This is a genomic window from Nitrospiraceae bacterium, from assembly GCA_020632595.1.
In the GTDB taxonomy this organism is placed as follows: domain Bacteria; phylum Nitrospirota; class Nitrospiria; order Nitrospirales; family UBA8639; genus Nitrospira_E.
Map to the genome: position 1 here is coordinate 178,839 of JACKFF010000005.1, position 14,406 is coordinate 193,244.

Sequence of the window (14,406 nt, forward strand, 5' to 3'; positions counted from 1 at the left end):
TAGCGCGACTGAAAAATAAGTGTAACGAAACAAGAACTGAGATGACTAGAATCCATAAAGGATACAGATCTGTATACTACGATTTACTAACCATTCTATCTTCAAAAAGGAGATCCATCATGAAATTGATGAAGACAATCTTAAGTTCCCTGTTGGTCATGTCTCTGGCCCTCGCGGCGACACCGGTCCTCGCGGGGGATGTCACCAATAGCACTCCGGGAATCAGCGGGTATGATCCGGTTGCATACTTTACGGATGGCAAACCGATGAGGGGCTCCGGTTACCATGTGGTCGAGCACAAGGGAGTGACCTACGCCTTTGCTACCAAAGAGCACAAAGAAATGTTCGAGGCCGACCCCGGGAAGTATGTGCCGGCCTACGGTGGATATTGTGCCTATGGTGTGGCGGTCGGGAAGAAATTCGTGTCCGATCCTGAAGCGTGGAAGATCGTTCAGGGGAGACTGTATTTGAACCTGGATCGGGATATCCAAAGCAAATGGGCCAAGGATATTCCGGGTTATCTCAAAAAGTCTGAGGCTAATTGGAAAGAAATCAAAGATAAAGCGCCGTCGGATTTATAACGGAGGTCGGCCGAGGTCCGTCGCGGTTTATGAGACGGGCCTCGGCCATTTTTTTAAAGTAACAATGTTGTAAGGAGAAATCTATGAAGCAGTTTGTCACCATAGGAACGATACTCATACTGGGATTGGGAAGTTTGGCAGGATGGGCGATGACAAATGAGGGAAAGCCTTTTGCCCCCAACGTTGACCCAAAAACCGGAACCATCAGTGTGCCCGCAAATTACCGGGAATGGCCCACGCTTGGTACATGGGCCCATGCCAAGGTGGAAGGTGCGCCGGGTTTGCAGGAATACCACGTCGTGTATACCCAGCCGGACACAATCAAGTATTACAACGAGAAAAACCGGTTTCCAGACGGAGCAGTGTTGGTGAAAGAACTCCTAAACGCCGACACCATGCCGATGACCACCGGGCCGGCAGTTGGTCACGCGACCACCATTAAAGGCTGGTTTGTGTTGGTCAGGGATACGAAGGGGCGATTTACAGAATCCAGCTTATGGGGAGATGGTTGGGGTTGGTCCCTCTTTAATCCGGATGATCCTCAACACACGGTGTCTAAGGATTACAAAATTGATTGTCTTCCGTGTCATACCCCGGCCAGAGAGGTGGCACGGAAAAATGCGGTTGAGGCGGATAAATGGATTTACTCATTTGGTTATCCTGTGCTTCAAAGGAAATGACCGAGCAACTTAAATCGGAAGATCCAACCCATTTGCACTGTCTCGTAAAGAGTTTCACTTACCGGAGATTTGCCCTTTTCGCCAAGGATTTTTATTTGACTTCGGGTTGCGAACCGGGTTCGGTTCGAAAGCCGGGGTTTGTTTCATTCGGACAAAGGATGCAAAGTCATTTCCACCCAATTGTGTAGGTTGAATCCTTCTGAAGCATATTGTGGAGGGGCAGACCATCTTGAATGGCTCAACCAGGGTCCGTTCATGGGTCAGCATGTCAGGCCGGTTAGCTTATTGACAGGCGCTGGTCATATGATCACCGGAGTTGGCGATCAAGTCTGTGGTTAAGCGTTTCATTGTATCCTACCCTGCTCCACCACCTTCTTCAGGCCCCTGTGAGGGAACGTTCCCGGGTCTGCCATATACCTGGGCAGAAAAGGGATTCACTAGTGAGTCAATACCGAAAGTAACCTTATTAAGTCTCCATTTTCATGAGCCAAATTTTTGGTGTCATTGACACCTTACGGCTCCTTTGCTACTTATCGGTTTGCCCTCTAGGGTCTGTGTATATCCTATTCCCTGTGAATACGACATTTTACCTTTTGTCCAAAGAACTCCTTTCTCGAAATGCGTAACACCATGAGGAGGTTAAACGTTTTGAAATTTTTAACTTATCTGGTCTTTTTTTCCTTCTCCTGGTTGGGATTGACCACACAGCCATTGGCGGCGGTCGGAGACGTGAATTACATCTCGGACGTGGTAACTGTGCCGCTACGCAGTGGGCCCACAACTGCCCATCGCATCCTCCACCGTGGCCTGCCAAGCGGGACCCAACTGACCATTCTCGCGATAGACGAGGAGGCCGGGTTTACCCAGGTTCGGACCACGGATGGGATGGAGGGCTGGGTCACGTCTCAGTACCTCATCGGGGAACCCATTGCCCGGGTCAAGCTGGCCGCAGCCGAGAAGCGCCTACAAAGTCTTAAAGCTGAAATCGAAAAAGAACGGGAGGCACGTGCGAGCATTCAGGCTGAGCACAAAGAAACCGACGCCAACAACCGGACACTCAATTTGCAGGTGCAATCCCTGTCGAAAGAACTCGCGGAACTGAAACGCATATCGGGCGATGCCATCAACGAGCATGCACGTAACATCGAACTTGTTCAGCAAAATACACTTTTAGCCGGCCAGGTTGAAGAATTATCCGCTAAAGCCAGGCAACTTGAAGAAAACTTACAACTCAAATGGCTACTGTATGGGGGAGCTCTGGTACTCATCGGTCTGTTAATCGGAGTCATTCTCAAAGCACGGCCCCGACAGGCAGCGAGTTATTCCCGTTATTCGTAAGGGCCAATCGTAAAGAACCCCTGCCAAAAGGTCTGTGTTCCCTCGGGCACCTCTCTCGCACGCACACTCGATTCAGCCCTGTCCGGTCAATCCACGCCGTCCGATTATTGCAATGCCTCAAGGGTCGCACGGAGTTCCTGGACCTCAGTCTTAAATAAGGCGAGGTGCTCATCCCGTTGGGGTTGTATATCCCTGAACTTCCAAAGCCGTTTAAAGATGGCCCACAGCTCCTTGTTATGGGTCACCGCGAGAGCGTAGGCCGGTGTTTCCCGTTTGGCCTCGTCCACACAACACAATGAATTGTCGAAAGCATGAATTTGATTGTGCAGGTCTTCCAATGGCTGATCGGACCCTGTTCCACCTTTCGCGGCTTCCGCACTGGCTTCCATCATGGTGGTGAGATTCAGTACCGTTTCGACGCTGGTGGCCCCTTTCGCTTTTTGGGCAAATTCATCCGCACGCGGATAGAAAACATAACTGCATCCGCTCAGACCGGTTATCAGAGCTGCTATCGCGAAAATTGCAGCAATCTTTTGCATAAGGCCCTCCAGAGTAAATGTGAATAGGTTGTGTAGAGTGTATGCTCTCTAGCCTACAAAAGATTGTTTCATAATTTGGGTTGATGGGGATTTGAGCGCATCCCTCAATACAGAGTTATTCTACCTATCTGAATTCTGGAGTGAAATTGACTTCGGGAGACATTTTTTCTGTTTTTTGTCTCTCAAGACTCAAGGCACAAACTGAACACAGTCTCCAGGTCATGTTGGTCCGTCTCCTTAAACTTCCATTTCAAATTCACCATCATTCTCATTTAATGTAAAATGGCATGGGCATCATTTTGGACGAGATTCTAAACTGGTAAGAGAATGCCAGTAAGTGAACGAATAGGTGCCTAACCATTCCAAACGATTAAAGGCGAAAGTCGAGGGCAATTTTTTGCCGATTCCACCTGCATCGATTGTGATACCTGTCGACAATTGGTTGGGGCTACGTTTGTGGAGGCCGGTTGAGTAATCGACGGTATTTCACTAACCGGGATCGAAAGAAGAAAAATCTGCCGCCTATCAAGCCTTGATAGCCTGTCACGAGGGGGCAATTGTCACTATGATGAAGAATCCTTTCGTTATGCCTTATATGGTGAAAAGATGATAATCCATTTTAGCATTGCGATGTGTATATAAAGTTGGTTAAAGATGTGCGATATAAGGTGAGATTCGGATACCAAATTTTTCGCCGAGATATCAAAAGAGGCCCTTTATGTCTGCTCTGATCCCTTTAAGCGAACCACCTTAGATCCTACTGTAATTTGTGGGAACGGGTGATACCCACGTTTCTGTACAGAGAAAATTTTCCAGCCGATTGGTTTTTATCTCAGAAAGATTGAAGCGGATCCGGCAGACCTTTTTCTAGGGATGTATTGTGAATGCTTTTTGGAGATATCCTAAAAAAAACATGCCGACCTTTAGAGACCGTTGTGATTCTTCCTTTTTGCAACCCATCTCCTACCAAATTATGGCATAAAAAATGTAGGTGGATAACCAACAATCATTCATCACACAGGAGGAGGTTATGAATATTCAAGGAAAATGGAAAGTGGTGTTTGCGACCATAATGATGGCCCTGATGGTCGGGTGCGCATTCAACCCACCGAGCAAAATGGTGAAACAAAATGACCATGCGCGTTTGGCGGAATGGTACCAGAAGGAAGCGGATGATCTTCATGCGCGCGCAGAAGAAATGCGCCAGATTGAGAAGGAGTATGAGTTCTTGGGGACTCCCAAAGAAGGGCATGAATCAAGCCTGGTGGAACATGCCACAAATTTAAAGGACCATTACACTAAAGCTGCGGAAGTTGCGGAAGCAATGGCGAAGGCTCATGCTAAGCAGGCAAAAAACCCGTAAGGACGTAAACGGGAATACTTTTGCCTTCGTGGGGAAGCTGGATTACTAGGGTGTGTATGCTGGTCAATGCTCATCCTGGGATGAGCCATTTAACCTTAATTCAAATTTGACGTCCAGAATTTTTTGATCCGTATCCTGACTGGGCGATAAAACTTTGGTTTTTATTCTCCGGTGATCATCTGTGGTGGGATCGGAAACTTTAGCGGCTCGGCGCATCGGAAGGGCTGGTATGGAATGAACCGAGAATGGAAAGATTGGTCTGGACATAACTCGCCTATTCCTTTGAGTGGGTATTACCCGGCCATGGTGAACGTACCCACCTTCCTTGTCGCCACATGAAAAAAGCCCTAGATCAACTTCTTGAACGACAGAGGAAATTCAAGTACTCACCGGGTTGTACACACAACTCTCCCCAACCAATCACCTTCATCCACACCACTCAGAGGGAGTGGTACAATTTTTGGAGTGAGATAAATCTGACCGAATACGTTTCTGTAATCTGAATGACAAATTTATCTCACTAATAATTGTAGACTGTGCCCAATAATGGTGCTTAATAGTTGAATAGAAAAAATATGAGGAGGCAATGTCATGCATGGCCACTATAAACTTTCCTGTGCCGTATGGATTGTCCAGCCATCGAATAAAGGAGCTTGGATGCTTTATCAGTGTGAGTCGAAGGTCCAAATGACCGAGAAAATCAGTAGATTCTGAGATGGGGTCAGAGTGTTTTGCCCACCCTTGAAGAACCCGCCACCGGACCCTGTAGAGTTGTCGTGGCGGTATTCGATCCGGAAGATGGAATTGGTCCACTCATACGGGAGCCGGTATTCCGAAGTGGCGGTAACCGCCCAGACGAATTGGTCAAAGCCGGTGATGAGACCATTCGGGTCCGAATAGAGTTCCGGTCGAAGCGCGACAAACCATGGTCTGGTGATTTGCCAGCGCGTATGAAGGGCCGCTCCCATATAGATTAATCGTGGGTTGCTCGGAACGGAGGCATTCTTTTGGGTTCCCATTTGATACTGGCCCGCAATAGTGACCCCTTTGCCTTTCCATTCAACGATGGTGTCTGAAAAGAATCGCCAGAATTCCAGTGAAGTGTTTGATTGATCAGGCCCATAATAGATGGTTTCTTTTATCGTCCAGGATCGATCGGGCTTGTATGTCGCCTGGGCTCCATAACTCGGCAGATCATTGGCGTTTTGCAGATGGAAATATTCATTGATGACGAAGACCGCACCGGTCCACCGGTCGTTGATTGGATAGACCGCATTCGCCCCGAACATGAGGTATGGTGAGTAGTCGGCCATCCAGGAGCGCGTATAGTTAAAATTATCCTTGGCATACAGGGATTCATAACCGATAAAACTGTTAAACAGTCCGGCCTGAACGGTCAAGCCGTTGCCGACCGGAGCCAGGTAGGATAAATTTGCCCGACCGAAGTGACGCCAGACATCGGACCCAGAGACACGAGGAAGGTTGGTCCCGAATCCGAAATCTTTGGAGTCCTGTCCGCCCTGCCCCAATAACTCTGCACCCCATCGGGACTGTACAGACGCACTCTTCCTAATATAGGCACCCCCCATGTTGAGTTCGAGCTCGTTGACTCGGGGCGTGGTGGCGCGATTGCGAAAAAGGTGGTTGTCGGGAAAATTAAAATCATGTGAATACCCAAGATCCACAAATCCGCCGTAATGCCATTGAGGCGGCTGGGCTTTCGGTGGCTGAGCCGACACATCCTGCACCTGTTCCATTTTATGGGGCACACTCTCAGATTCTTCTGCAAGAGCCTGAGTCATCGTGATTGAGCATGTCATCAATGTGATCATGCCCATCCACCAGGCAATCGATAACATTGTTAAATGGTTCTCCGTTTTCAGTTGTTTCCGATCGGGTAAGCGCGTTTTGATGTTTCTCCATCTTTAGGATGACCAGTTTGAAAGGCCCTCGCATCTGCAGGTTTGCTGGGTCATGTGAAGAAATAAATCTGACGATAGTGGTGCCCTTCATTCATAGCAGCCCAACCGTATCAGGATACATATCCGACCGGTGTCATTCAGACCTCTTTTGTACTGTATTTTTGTGGAAAAAAAAAGGGTCCCGGCCTGGAACCTGCCAACAATGAACAACGACCAGATAGGTTCTTTCCACCATTCTTCAGGAAAAAATGAAATCCGTGAGTTCGCCTCCGTCACCGCATTTAATCGCCAGGATATAGGGCTTGCGAACTGGGTTTACATTGGGCATGAACTGGATGTGAGGCAGGGGCATCGAATTTTCGAAAAACACGAAAAAGCCTTACTGGCTTCATGTTTCTGACTATGACGTAAAACACGAAAGTCATAAATCCTTAAGATTTAAACCTCATGGCCGAAAATATGAGTAAGCCTTGGCCGTTCTTCGAACATGATGCTGCAAACCTCGTTATTCATGAACAAGCCTGTGGCATTTTTTATCAATCTCACTCCCATTTGAGAAACACATCTTATGGCTACTAGAAAATTTCGATTAGTGACCCGAAGTGATTTTGACGGACTGGTCTGTGCGGTTCTGCTGAAAAAAGTGGGGATTATTGATGAAATCAAATTTGTGCACCCGAAAGACATGCAGGACGGCAAAGTGGACATTTCGGCCAACGATATCACCACCAATCTCCCCTATGTGGAGGGCGTGCATCTGGCGTTTGATCATCATCTGAGCGAGACCATTCGGAATAAGGGTAAGCGAAAGAATCATATTATCGATCCGACAGCTCCTTCTGCATCCCGGGTGGTGTACCGGCATTACGGCGGGGATAAGACATTTCCTGCTTCCTGGACCGAGATGATGGAGGCGGTCGATAAAGGCGATTCGGCCCAATACTCAACCAATGAAATTCTCAACCCACGTGGCTGGGCCTTGATGAATTTCATCATGGATGCGCGAACCGGATTGGGGCGGTTTAAGGATTTTCGTATTTCCAATTATCAATTGATGATGGAACTCATCGAAAAATGTATCACCCTTAGCGTGGAGGAAATCCTGACCCTGCCGGACGTGCAGGAGCGGGTGCAGCTGTATCAGAAGCATGCCGAACTGGCCAAAGGACAGATCCGGCGCTGCTCAACGATCCATGAAAATCTGGTGGTGTTGGATCTGCGCAATGAGGAAACGATTTATGCCGTCAACCGGTTTATGATTTATGCTTTGTATCCGGATTGCAATATGTCCATCCATGTGATGTGGGGATTGAAACAACAAAACACCGTATTCGCGATCGGCGCCTCAATTGTCAACCGGTCCTCCACGGTCAATATCGGCGAGCTTTGTCTCACATATGGCGGCGGCGGCCATCGGAATGCCGGCACCTGTCAGGTGGGAAATAACGTAGCGGATTACACGCTCAACGAAATCATTGAGAAAATTCACATGCAAAGCATGACCCAGGTAGATGCAGGAAAGCCAGCCTGTGCGACGGCTTAACAGGCAATAGATGGATGGTGTTACCGGCGCCGAGCCCACTTCCCGAAGCCTTCCTTAGCGTCAAAGCCCGTTAGCAACATTATTCCAAAGTAAGATAAGGAAACCCACCTGGAGGTGATCCTTTCTTGAGTCACAGCGGATTTTCCTTTTTGATATTCACCAATGGTGACTAATTTAATCATGGAAAGGCCTATATAAAAACAGACCAAGTCCCACAATATCTCCCCGACAAAAGATTAGACGTGCCGAAGAATTACCCCAAAAAACCGCTACTATAATTTCATCAGCTGGCATTATATGCACGGCCTCCTTATTCTCCTGAACTCGTAGTGTCCTTCATTGTTTACGCTGAGGAAGAATTGAGGGCACTTTAATTTTTTCTAGATTTGAAAATGTAATCCCCATCTTTTTGATGCGAAAGATGGCAGGATTGAGGCCTAGGAGTTCGGTGGCTCCGCCAGCGCCGGAACCACATTGAATCGATAGTAGAGATAGTATCTCAATCTCGAAGCTTTACTTCCTTGGAAGAATTCCGAGTTGGTGGTTGCCATGCTGAAGCTATTTACCTTTCTTCTGACCTGACCCCGATCCCGTTCGTAATTTCTTCCATCGCAAGGTGCGTAGTGTGTTGCATGGCCTCTAAGGGAGTTTCTTCAACTCGATCCACAAAACTGTGCGGGAAAGGGTCGATTGGAACGATCCGATCTTTATTGCGAATTTGGGTACAGGTTCAATCTGTATGCATAGCTCTTAAATAGTTACAAGGCTTCACCTCAAGGAATGGGTCGGAGAGGGAGACCTCTTGGAATGGAACCGTTCAAGCAAGAACGACGTGATTACCCAGCTGGCTCCAACCATTGTCAGCATGTAGAATCCACTCGCCAGTAAATGCCTTGTCCACAGAGACCACACGAAAAAAGCCGTAGCGTATACACACATAAGGGCTGTTCCGACAATATAGCCCGGAAGGGGGGCCTTTTGTTGTACTAGATACTTATGGGATTTTGGTGTCACGTCCCAACTTTGGACATTTCCGAGACCTTCGAGAGTACTCTGGGTCTGGGCCCACATCATTCCAAGATTCACAATAAATCCAACCGGAATGAATGAGGATAGCCCGAATTTCCGCACCGGCATTTCAGAATCGATCTTCCCCGTAACATAGTGCGCTTCAGCCAATCGTATACAGACAGAGCAGACGAGCAGCAGCGAGTATTCCAGATAGACGAACCACTGAAGACCATACTGAGCACCCATCAGGAACGCCGGGAGTGCCCCTAAGGTGAAGGGCAGAGAGAGAGCCGGGCCAAAACTACCTAATAGGCGTACCAAAAAATCGAGCCGAATCGAGAGTGGAAAGTCGCTTTTCCAGATGTCCCCGGCATAATATTTTAGTATTCTCAGCCATCCTCTCTTCCAACGCATCTGTTGAACGAGAAATCCGGTGATGGTTTCCGGAAGCTCCGATGGCACCTTGAACTGGTCAAGGTAAACAAGCTTCCACTTCTTGATATTGGCGCGGATACTGAACTCGACATCTTCGACTTCGGATAGGCAATTCCACCCACCTGCGTCCTCAATCGCTGCTTTGCGAATGATCCCTGCGCTTCCGTGGAAATGAATCCATAGCCCGGCGCGGGCCCGTGCGGCCTGCTCGAACATCTGGTGTGTATCCAGTTTTGTGGCTTGGAATTCAGTAAAACGTGACTTCCCCCGATTCAGATAAGACCATCGGGCCTGGACAATACCGACCTTGGTGTCTGTGAAAAAATGGACGGTTCGCTGAAGAAAATCTCGCGGGATAAGAAAATCAGCATCAAATATGGCCAACATCTCTCCTTTTGCCATGGGAAACCCGTTCTTGAGATTCCCGGCCTTGAATCCTTCCCGTGTTGTTCGTCGGATCACATTGATATCCAGTTCCGGCTGCTGATGCCGCAAGCGACACACTTCCTGCTGAATGATGGTTGATGTTTCATCATCGGAATCGTCAAGGACTTGGATTTCAAGCCGGTCACTGGGATAATCCAGTGCCACCGCATGGCGGATGACCCGCACAGCCAGTTGGCCTTCGTTTCGGATTGGAAGCTGTATGGTGACAGATGGGAGTGCGCTCTCTTCAAAACCGCACAGTGGCACAGGGTCCAACCCGTGGTTTCGTGCGTACAGTGCGATCAGAGATAAGTAATAGAGGGTGAGCCCCAATAGGAAGGCTCCGCACACAACCGGGACAAAAAAGGCCAACGTGGCTGCTACGCTAAGAATAAGTGGCTCCCTTTATGGTCGACCTCCTAAGGAGGAAGATGTCGGAGAATTGGAAAATGCCTCATGACGGAAGACAACTGGTAGTGACTCTAGGCAGCCATTTTTTGATTGCCAGGGAAAGAAAAATGTGTTTCCCCTTTCAGACTCAGGGCGATTTTCTATCCCACCACATGCTCCGGGTTAACTTAGTGGACCGTAACAAAAGAATCAGAAGTGCTTGCGGGCGAAAAATCACGGCACTACCCGAACCAATAGTTTGTTGGGCCCCTATGCAAAATCGATTTCATTGTTACAGGCCACTAGTTCTGGTGCCTCCGGTTCATGGTCACCGGACAAGCGCAGCTCGAATTCTGAAAGCCCCAGGCTTAAGAGGGCCGGAGTAATTGGAGTGCGTGGCATTGACAACTCCAATTCTCCTGCCATTATACACCAATGGTTTTATGGTTACGGTCAATCCCTTCACAGATGAAATCCTGTGCTTCCTCATATATTGTCAATAATTTGACAATAGGGCCCACCATATCACTCGACCCACAAAATTGAGGTCGTCTCGACCCATGCCAAATACATGGTATCAATCAACTCACTTGAGGTTGCTCCTCATCACGACCAGTGCGGGTGGTATTCTTTTTTCACTTGTGGAAAAGGGGTGGGTGTTTTCGGTAATTTTTGCTCTAGGAACTCTCGTCGCAGGAATACTTGTTGTCTGGGTTCGCCAGCCACGTTGGAAAAATGTGACCCTCATCTTGTTGAGTGTCTTTGCGTGTTTGGCCATTGCCGAAATCCTTTGTCTCCTGCTTAATCGGACAGACGAGTCCTATTCTGGAGAGTACACGACCTCCTATTTTCGGAGTGATGGGGAAGATGGTGATTTAGGGTATGAACCAAATCCGGGGAATTTTACTGTTCAGAAATATCACCGAGATCATCTCGTGTATAGCCAAACCTATGCCATTACCCCCCAGAGAATTCGCGAAACGCCCCAAAAGGTGCGTGCCGAAAGTTGCAATGTGGTCTTTTTTGGAGGGTCCTACACCTTTGGAGAAGGCGTAGGCGATCATGAAACCATGCCATATTTTTTTGCAAAAGAGGGCGATGGAAAATTCAACGTCTATAATTTAGGGTTTCATGGCTATGGACCCCATCAAATGTTGCGAGCGTTGGAGACGGAACGACTCAAGGCCATTGTGGATGGCCCTGTGCATCTCGTAATTTATCAGGGAATCCAAAGTCATGTGGATCGCGTTGCAGGAAATACATTTTGGGATCACTATGGCCCAAGGTATACGCTTATGCCGGGTGGGTCAGTGAGGTACCAAGGTGCGTTCCATGGGAAATGGTACAAAATTTTTTACGACCTTGTTCGTCATAGCGCACTGTATGGTTTTATTCAGGAACGTGTCATTCAAATGCATGCATTTGATGAGAGAAATATTCCTCTATATCTTGGTGTGGTAGAACAAAGCCGTCGTGCGATCGAAGGTAATCTTCACGCACCGTTTTATGTGCTGTTTTGGGATAAGGGAAGCGGGGATACTTTGACAGATCAGATTGTTGAAAAATTTAAAAACAACCGGTTCCGACTCATTAACATTTCCCAGATCATACCGGATATTCAAGTGAATCACGAATTGTATACTCTTTCCCCTTATGATCCACATCCGAATGCCACAGCCCATCACTTGATCGGAAAATATCTCGCCAAGGCTTTTATGGATGCTCCCTGCGATTCATTGACATTCAAGCAAGCGAAGCCCACCCGGTAAACCTTCGGTCAAATTTCTGAAATTTACTCAATGCAATGAGGGTCCATCTATGCGATCAACGGGTTTATGATGTAGGCCTTGTATCCGGATTGCAATATGTCCATCCATGTGATGTGGGGGTTGAAACAACAAAACACCGTATTCGCGATCGGCGCGTTGATCGTCAACCGGAGCTCAACCGTCAATATCGGAGAACTTTTCCTGGCGTATGGCGGAGGCGGGCAACGGAATGCGGGCACCTGTCAGGTCGCGAATGAAGTGGCCGGTTAAAACACTCAAAGAAATCATTGAAAAAATTCACATGCAAAGGTTGGCGCCAGCGGGAGATTGTAAGGCAAAGGATTGGGCCAATTTCGGGGCTATAGATGTGGACGAAAACGGTTTAACGCGCATTTGAATCGAACCCTGGATGTTACGAACAGGGCTTCGACAATCCTATACATAAACAAAAAAAGGGACCGGTGAACGGGATGTCGCCTACCCCCTTCCTCCAACAGCCACCGAAATATTGGAGGTATGATCGCTTTACCCCTTCCCGATTGATTGGGAGCCGTTTCCCATTCCGGTCCTTTCCAACCGGAGGGCATTGTTGACTTCATTGAATAATCCCAAGTTCGGTACTCATCTTGTTTAGAGAAATTTCTTCAGATTCTCTCCACATGGTCAATTGAACATTTTTAAAGTCATTCCATCGGTGCTGATAATCTCGGCGAGACCCATCGATCCCGAAAGTCAAAACGGGGCGAAAGGTCCGGACGGTGAACGCCATCGAGAGAGCGGTCAGGTTCCTTCTGGTAGACACTCACTTCAGGGCTTTACCTCACGGCCTGAATGGGAGGAGAGAGAGGCGGTTGACATCCTTTCCTGCCGGGAGTGGTGTTCCCGCAAAGCGGCCGAGGCGATTCCCTCCAGCATGCCGTCAAAAACGAATTGATGCACGAGATAGGTGCCGTACCAATAGGCGAGTCCGGCTACGCCCAGGGGGTCAAAGATCGCGGTCTGCCTGATAGTTGCGCCATCCCCCTCCGGCTGGACCTCGAATTCGAGCCAAGCCCGACCCGGGAGCTTCATCTCCGCCGATAAGCGGAGGCGGGTATGAGGAGTACAATCTTCCACCCGCCACCAATCAACGGTATCTCCGACCTGTAACCACTCCGGGTCCCGGCGTCCTCGACGGGTGCCGATGCCGCCCACCAACAAATCCAGAAATCCTCGCAGCCGCCAGAGCCAGTTGCCATAGTAATAGCCGGTCCCTCCCCCGATCCGGCGAATCGGGGCGAAGGCCTCCTCCGGAGAAACCCGGACAAATTTTTTCCGGGAATCCACCAGGCGATTCCCAAACCGCAAAGGATGTTTGTCCTGCGCGCTGCCGGAAGCTGATAAGGCATCCGACCAGCGGGTTTCCGCAAAGTCCTGATCTTCATTCCGTAAGGCACTGGCAATAGCCTCACGTATGCTCCGGGGTCGAACGCGGAAACGGTGGAGCGCGGAGGAGTCACGAACCACAGTCGGATAACGAATGCCATCGATCAGCTTGCGTCCCACACGGGCATAGACCGGGGTAACCAGTCCCAACCAGAGACTGGACAGTCTGGGGGTCAGGAAGGGAACGGGGATCATGGTCCGTTTCAACCCGCGTTGGCGGGCGTATTCCTTCATCAGATCCCCATAGGAAACCTGATCGGTTCCGCCGATTTCGAAGATGGCATGACCACTGATGTCTATTTCCAGTCCCTCCACGAGATAGGAGAGCAGGTCTCCGACGGCAATAGGTTGCGTCGGAACGGATACCCACCGGGGCGTGATCATGACCGGCAGCCGTTCAACCAGGGCACGAACCATTTCAAATGAAAGGCTCCCCGATCCAATGACCACGGATGCCCGAAATTCGATAACCGGAACCTGGAAGCCCCGCAGGATCTCCCCGACCCGATGACGACTCCGTAAATGGGGCGACAATTCGACACGGTCTTCACCTAACCCGCCCAGATAGATAATGCGTTGAACCCCGGCCCGCTCGGCCTCTCTGCCGAAGTTCTCGGCTCCCTGACGTTCTTCCGACTCAAATGATCCGCCGGAGCCCATGGAGTGGACCAGGTAATACGCGGTATGCACGCCTTCAAGGGCGCGGCCCAGGGATTCCGGCTCAAGAAGATCGGCTTGAACACACTCACATCGTTCCGCGAGGGAAGGGCGAATGAATTCGGGTCGACGGGCCAGACATCTGACGGTATAGCCCTCCTTCGTCAATTCTCCCCCGAGCCGCCCTCCGATGTACCCCGTGACTCCGGTGAGGAGAATGAGCCGGTCTTTTGGTGATGTGTCCGGTTGAATATTTTCATCCATTGGAAAAACTCCCCTGGCTTTGCGCCTTAGGGCGGGTCACCGCGCGTGTATCATGAGGCAGTC

At 49.3% G+C, this 14,406-nt stretch carries 10 protein-coding genes and 1 pseudogene; 7 read left to right on the top strand and 4 right to left on the bottom strand.

Going from position 1 to position 14,406, the window contains the following annotated elements; all coding sequences use genetic code 11:
* Positions 1 to 119 precede the first annotated feature (119 nt).
* From H6750_11530 to H6750_11540, 3 genes are all read left to right on the top strand, one after another.
* A complete protein-coding gene (locus H6750_11530; protein ID MCB9774939.1) occupies positions 120 to 581 on the top strand; it encodes a YHS domain-containing protein in 462 nt (153 codons plus the stop codon).
* A gap of 83 nt (positions 582 to 664) precedes the next feature.
* Positions 665 to 1,261, top strand: a complete 597-nt coding sequence (locus H6750_11535) for a cytochrome P460 family protein (protein MCB9774940.1) — start codon at positions 665 to 667, stop codon at positions 1,259 to 1,261.
* A 648-nt stretch (positions 1,262 to 1,909) separates the two neighbouring features.
* Positions 1,910 to 2,599, top strand: coding sequence for a TIGR04211 family SH3 domain-containing protein (locus tag H6750_11540; GenBank protein ID MCB9774941.1), 690 nt, complete (start codon positions 1,910 to 1,912; stop codon positions 2,597 to 2,599).
* 104 nt (positions 2,600 to 2,703) lie between these two features.
* On the opposite strand, the gene H6750_11545 is transcribed toward H6750_11540, so the two are convergent.
* The gene (locus H6750_11545) at positions 2,704 to 3,138 is read right to left on the bottom strand and encodes a hypothetical protein (GenBank protein ID MCB9774942.1); all 435 of its coding nucleotides are present in this window, start codon (positions 3,136 to 3,138) and stop codon (positions 2,704 to 2,706) included.
* Positions 3,139 to 4,168: 1,030 nt separating this feature from the next.
* Between H6750_11545 and H6750_11550 the strand changes: the two genes are divergently transcribed.
* Positions 4,169 to 4,501, top strand: coding sequence for a hypothetical protein (locus H6750_11550; protein ID MCB9774943.1), 333 nt, complete (start codon positions 4,169 to 4,171; stop codon positions 4,499 to 4,501).
* A gap of 665 nt (positions 4,502 to 5,166) precedes the next feature.
* Here the strand turns inward: H6750_11550 and H6750_11555 are convergent.
* Positions 5,167 to 6,333, bottom strand: coding sequence for a porin (locus H6750_11555; protein MCB9774944.1), 1,167 nt, complete (start codon positions 6,331 to 6,333; stop codon positions 5,167 to 5,169).
* Between the two features lie 658 nt (positions 6,334 to 6,991).
* Between H6750_11555 and H6750_11560 the strand changes: the two genes are divergently transcribed.
* Positions 6,992 to 7,966, top strand: coding sequence for an exopolyphosphatase (locus H6750_11560; GenBank protein ID MCB9774945.1), 975 nt, complete (start codon positions 6,992 to 6,994; stop codon positions 7,964 to 7,966).
* 768 nt (positions 7,967 to 8,734) lie between these two features.
* On the opposite strand, the gene H6750_11565 is transcribed toward H6750_11560, so the two are convergent.
* Complete coding sequence (locus tag H6750_11565; protein MCB9774946.1) at positions 8,735 to 10,210, bottom strand: glycosyltransferase; 1,476 nt, start codon at positions 10,208 to 10,210, stop codon at positions 8,735 to 8,737.
* A gap of 578 nt (positions 10,211 to 10,788) precedes the next feature.
* On the opposite strand from H6750_11565, the gene H6750_11570 reads away from it, so the two are divergent.
* Both H6750_11570 and H6750_11575 read left to right on the top strand, forming a co-directional pair.
* Positions 10,789 to 11,997, top strand: a complete 1,209-nt coding sequence (locus H6750_11570) for a hypothetical protein (GenBank protein ID MCB9774947.1) — start codon at positions 10,789 to 10,791, stop codon at positions 11,995 to 11,997.
* Positions 11,998 to 12,039: 42 nt separating this feature from the next.
* Positions 12,040 to 12,267 (top strand): annotated as a pseudogene (locus H6750_11575) (exopolyphosphatase).
* A 537-nt stretch (positions 12,268 to 12,804) separates the two neighbouring features.
* Here the strand turns inward: H6750_11575 and H6750_11580 are convergent.
* On the bottom strand, positions 12,805 to 14,343 hold the full coding sequence (locus tag H6750_11580) for a DUF2867 domain-containing protein (protein MCB9774948.1): 1,539 nt from the start codon (positions 14,341 to 14,343) through the stop codon (positions 12,805 to 12,807).
* Between the last annotated feature and the right edge of the window lie 63 nt (positions 14,344 to 14,406).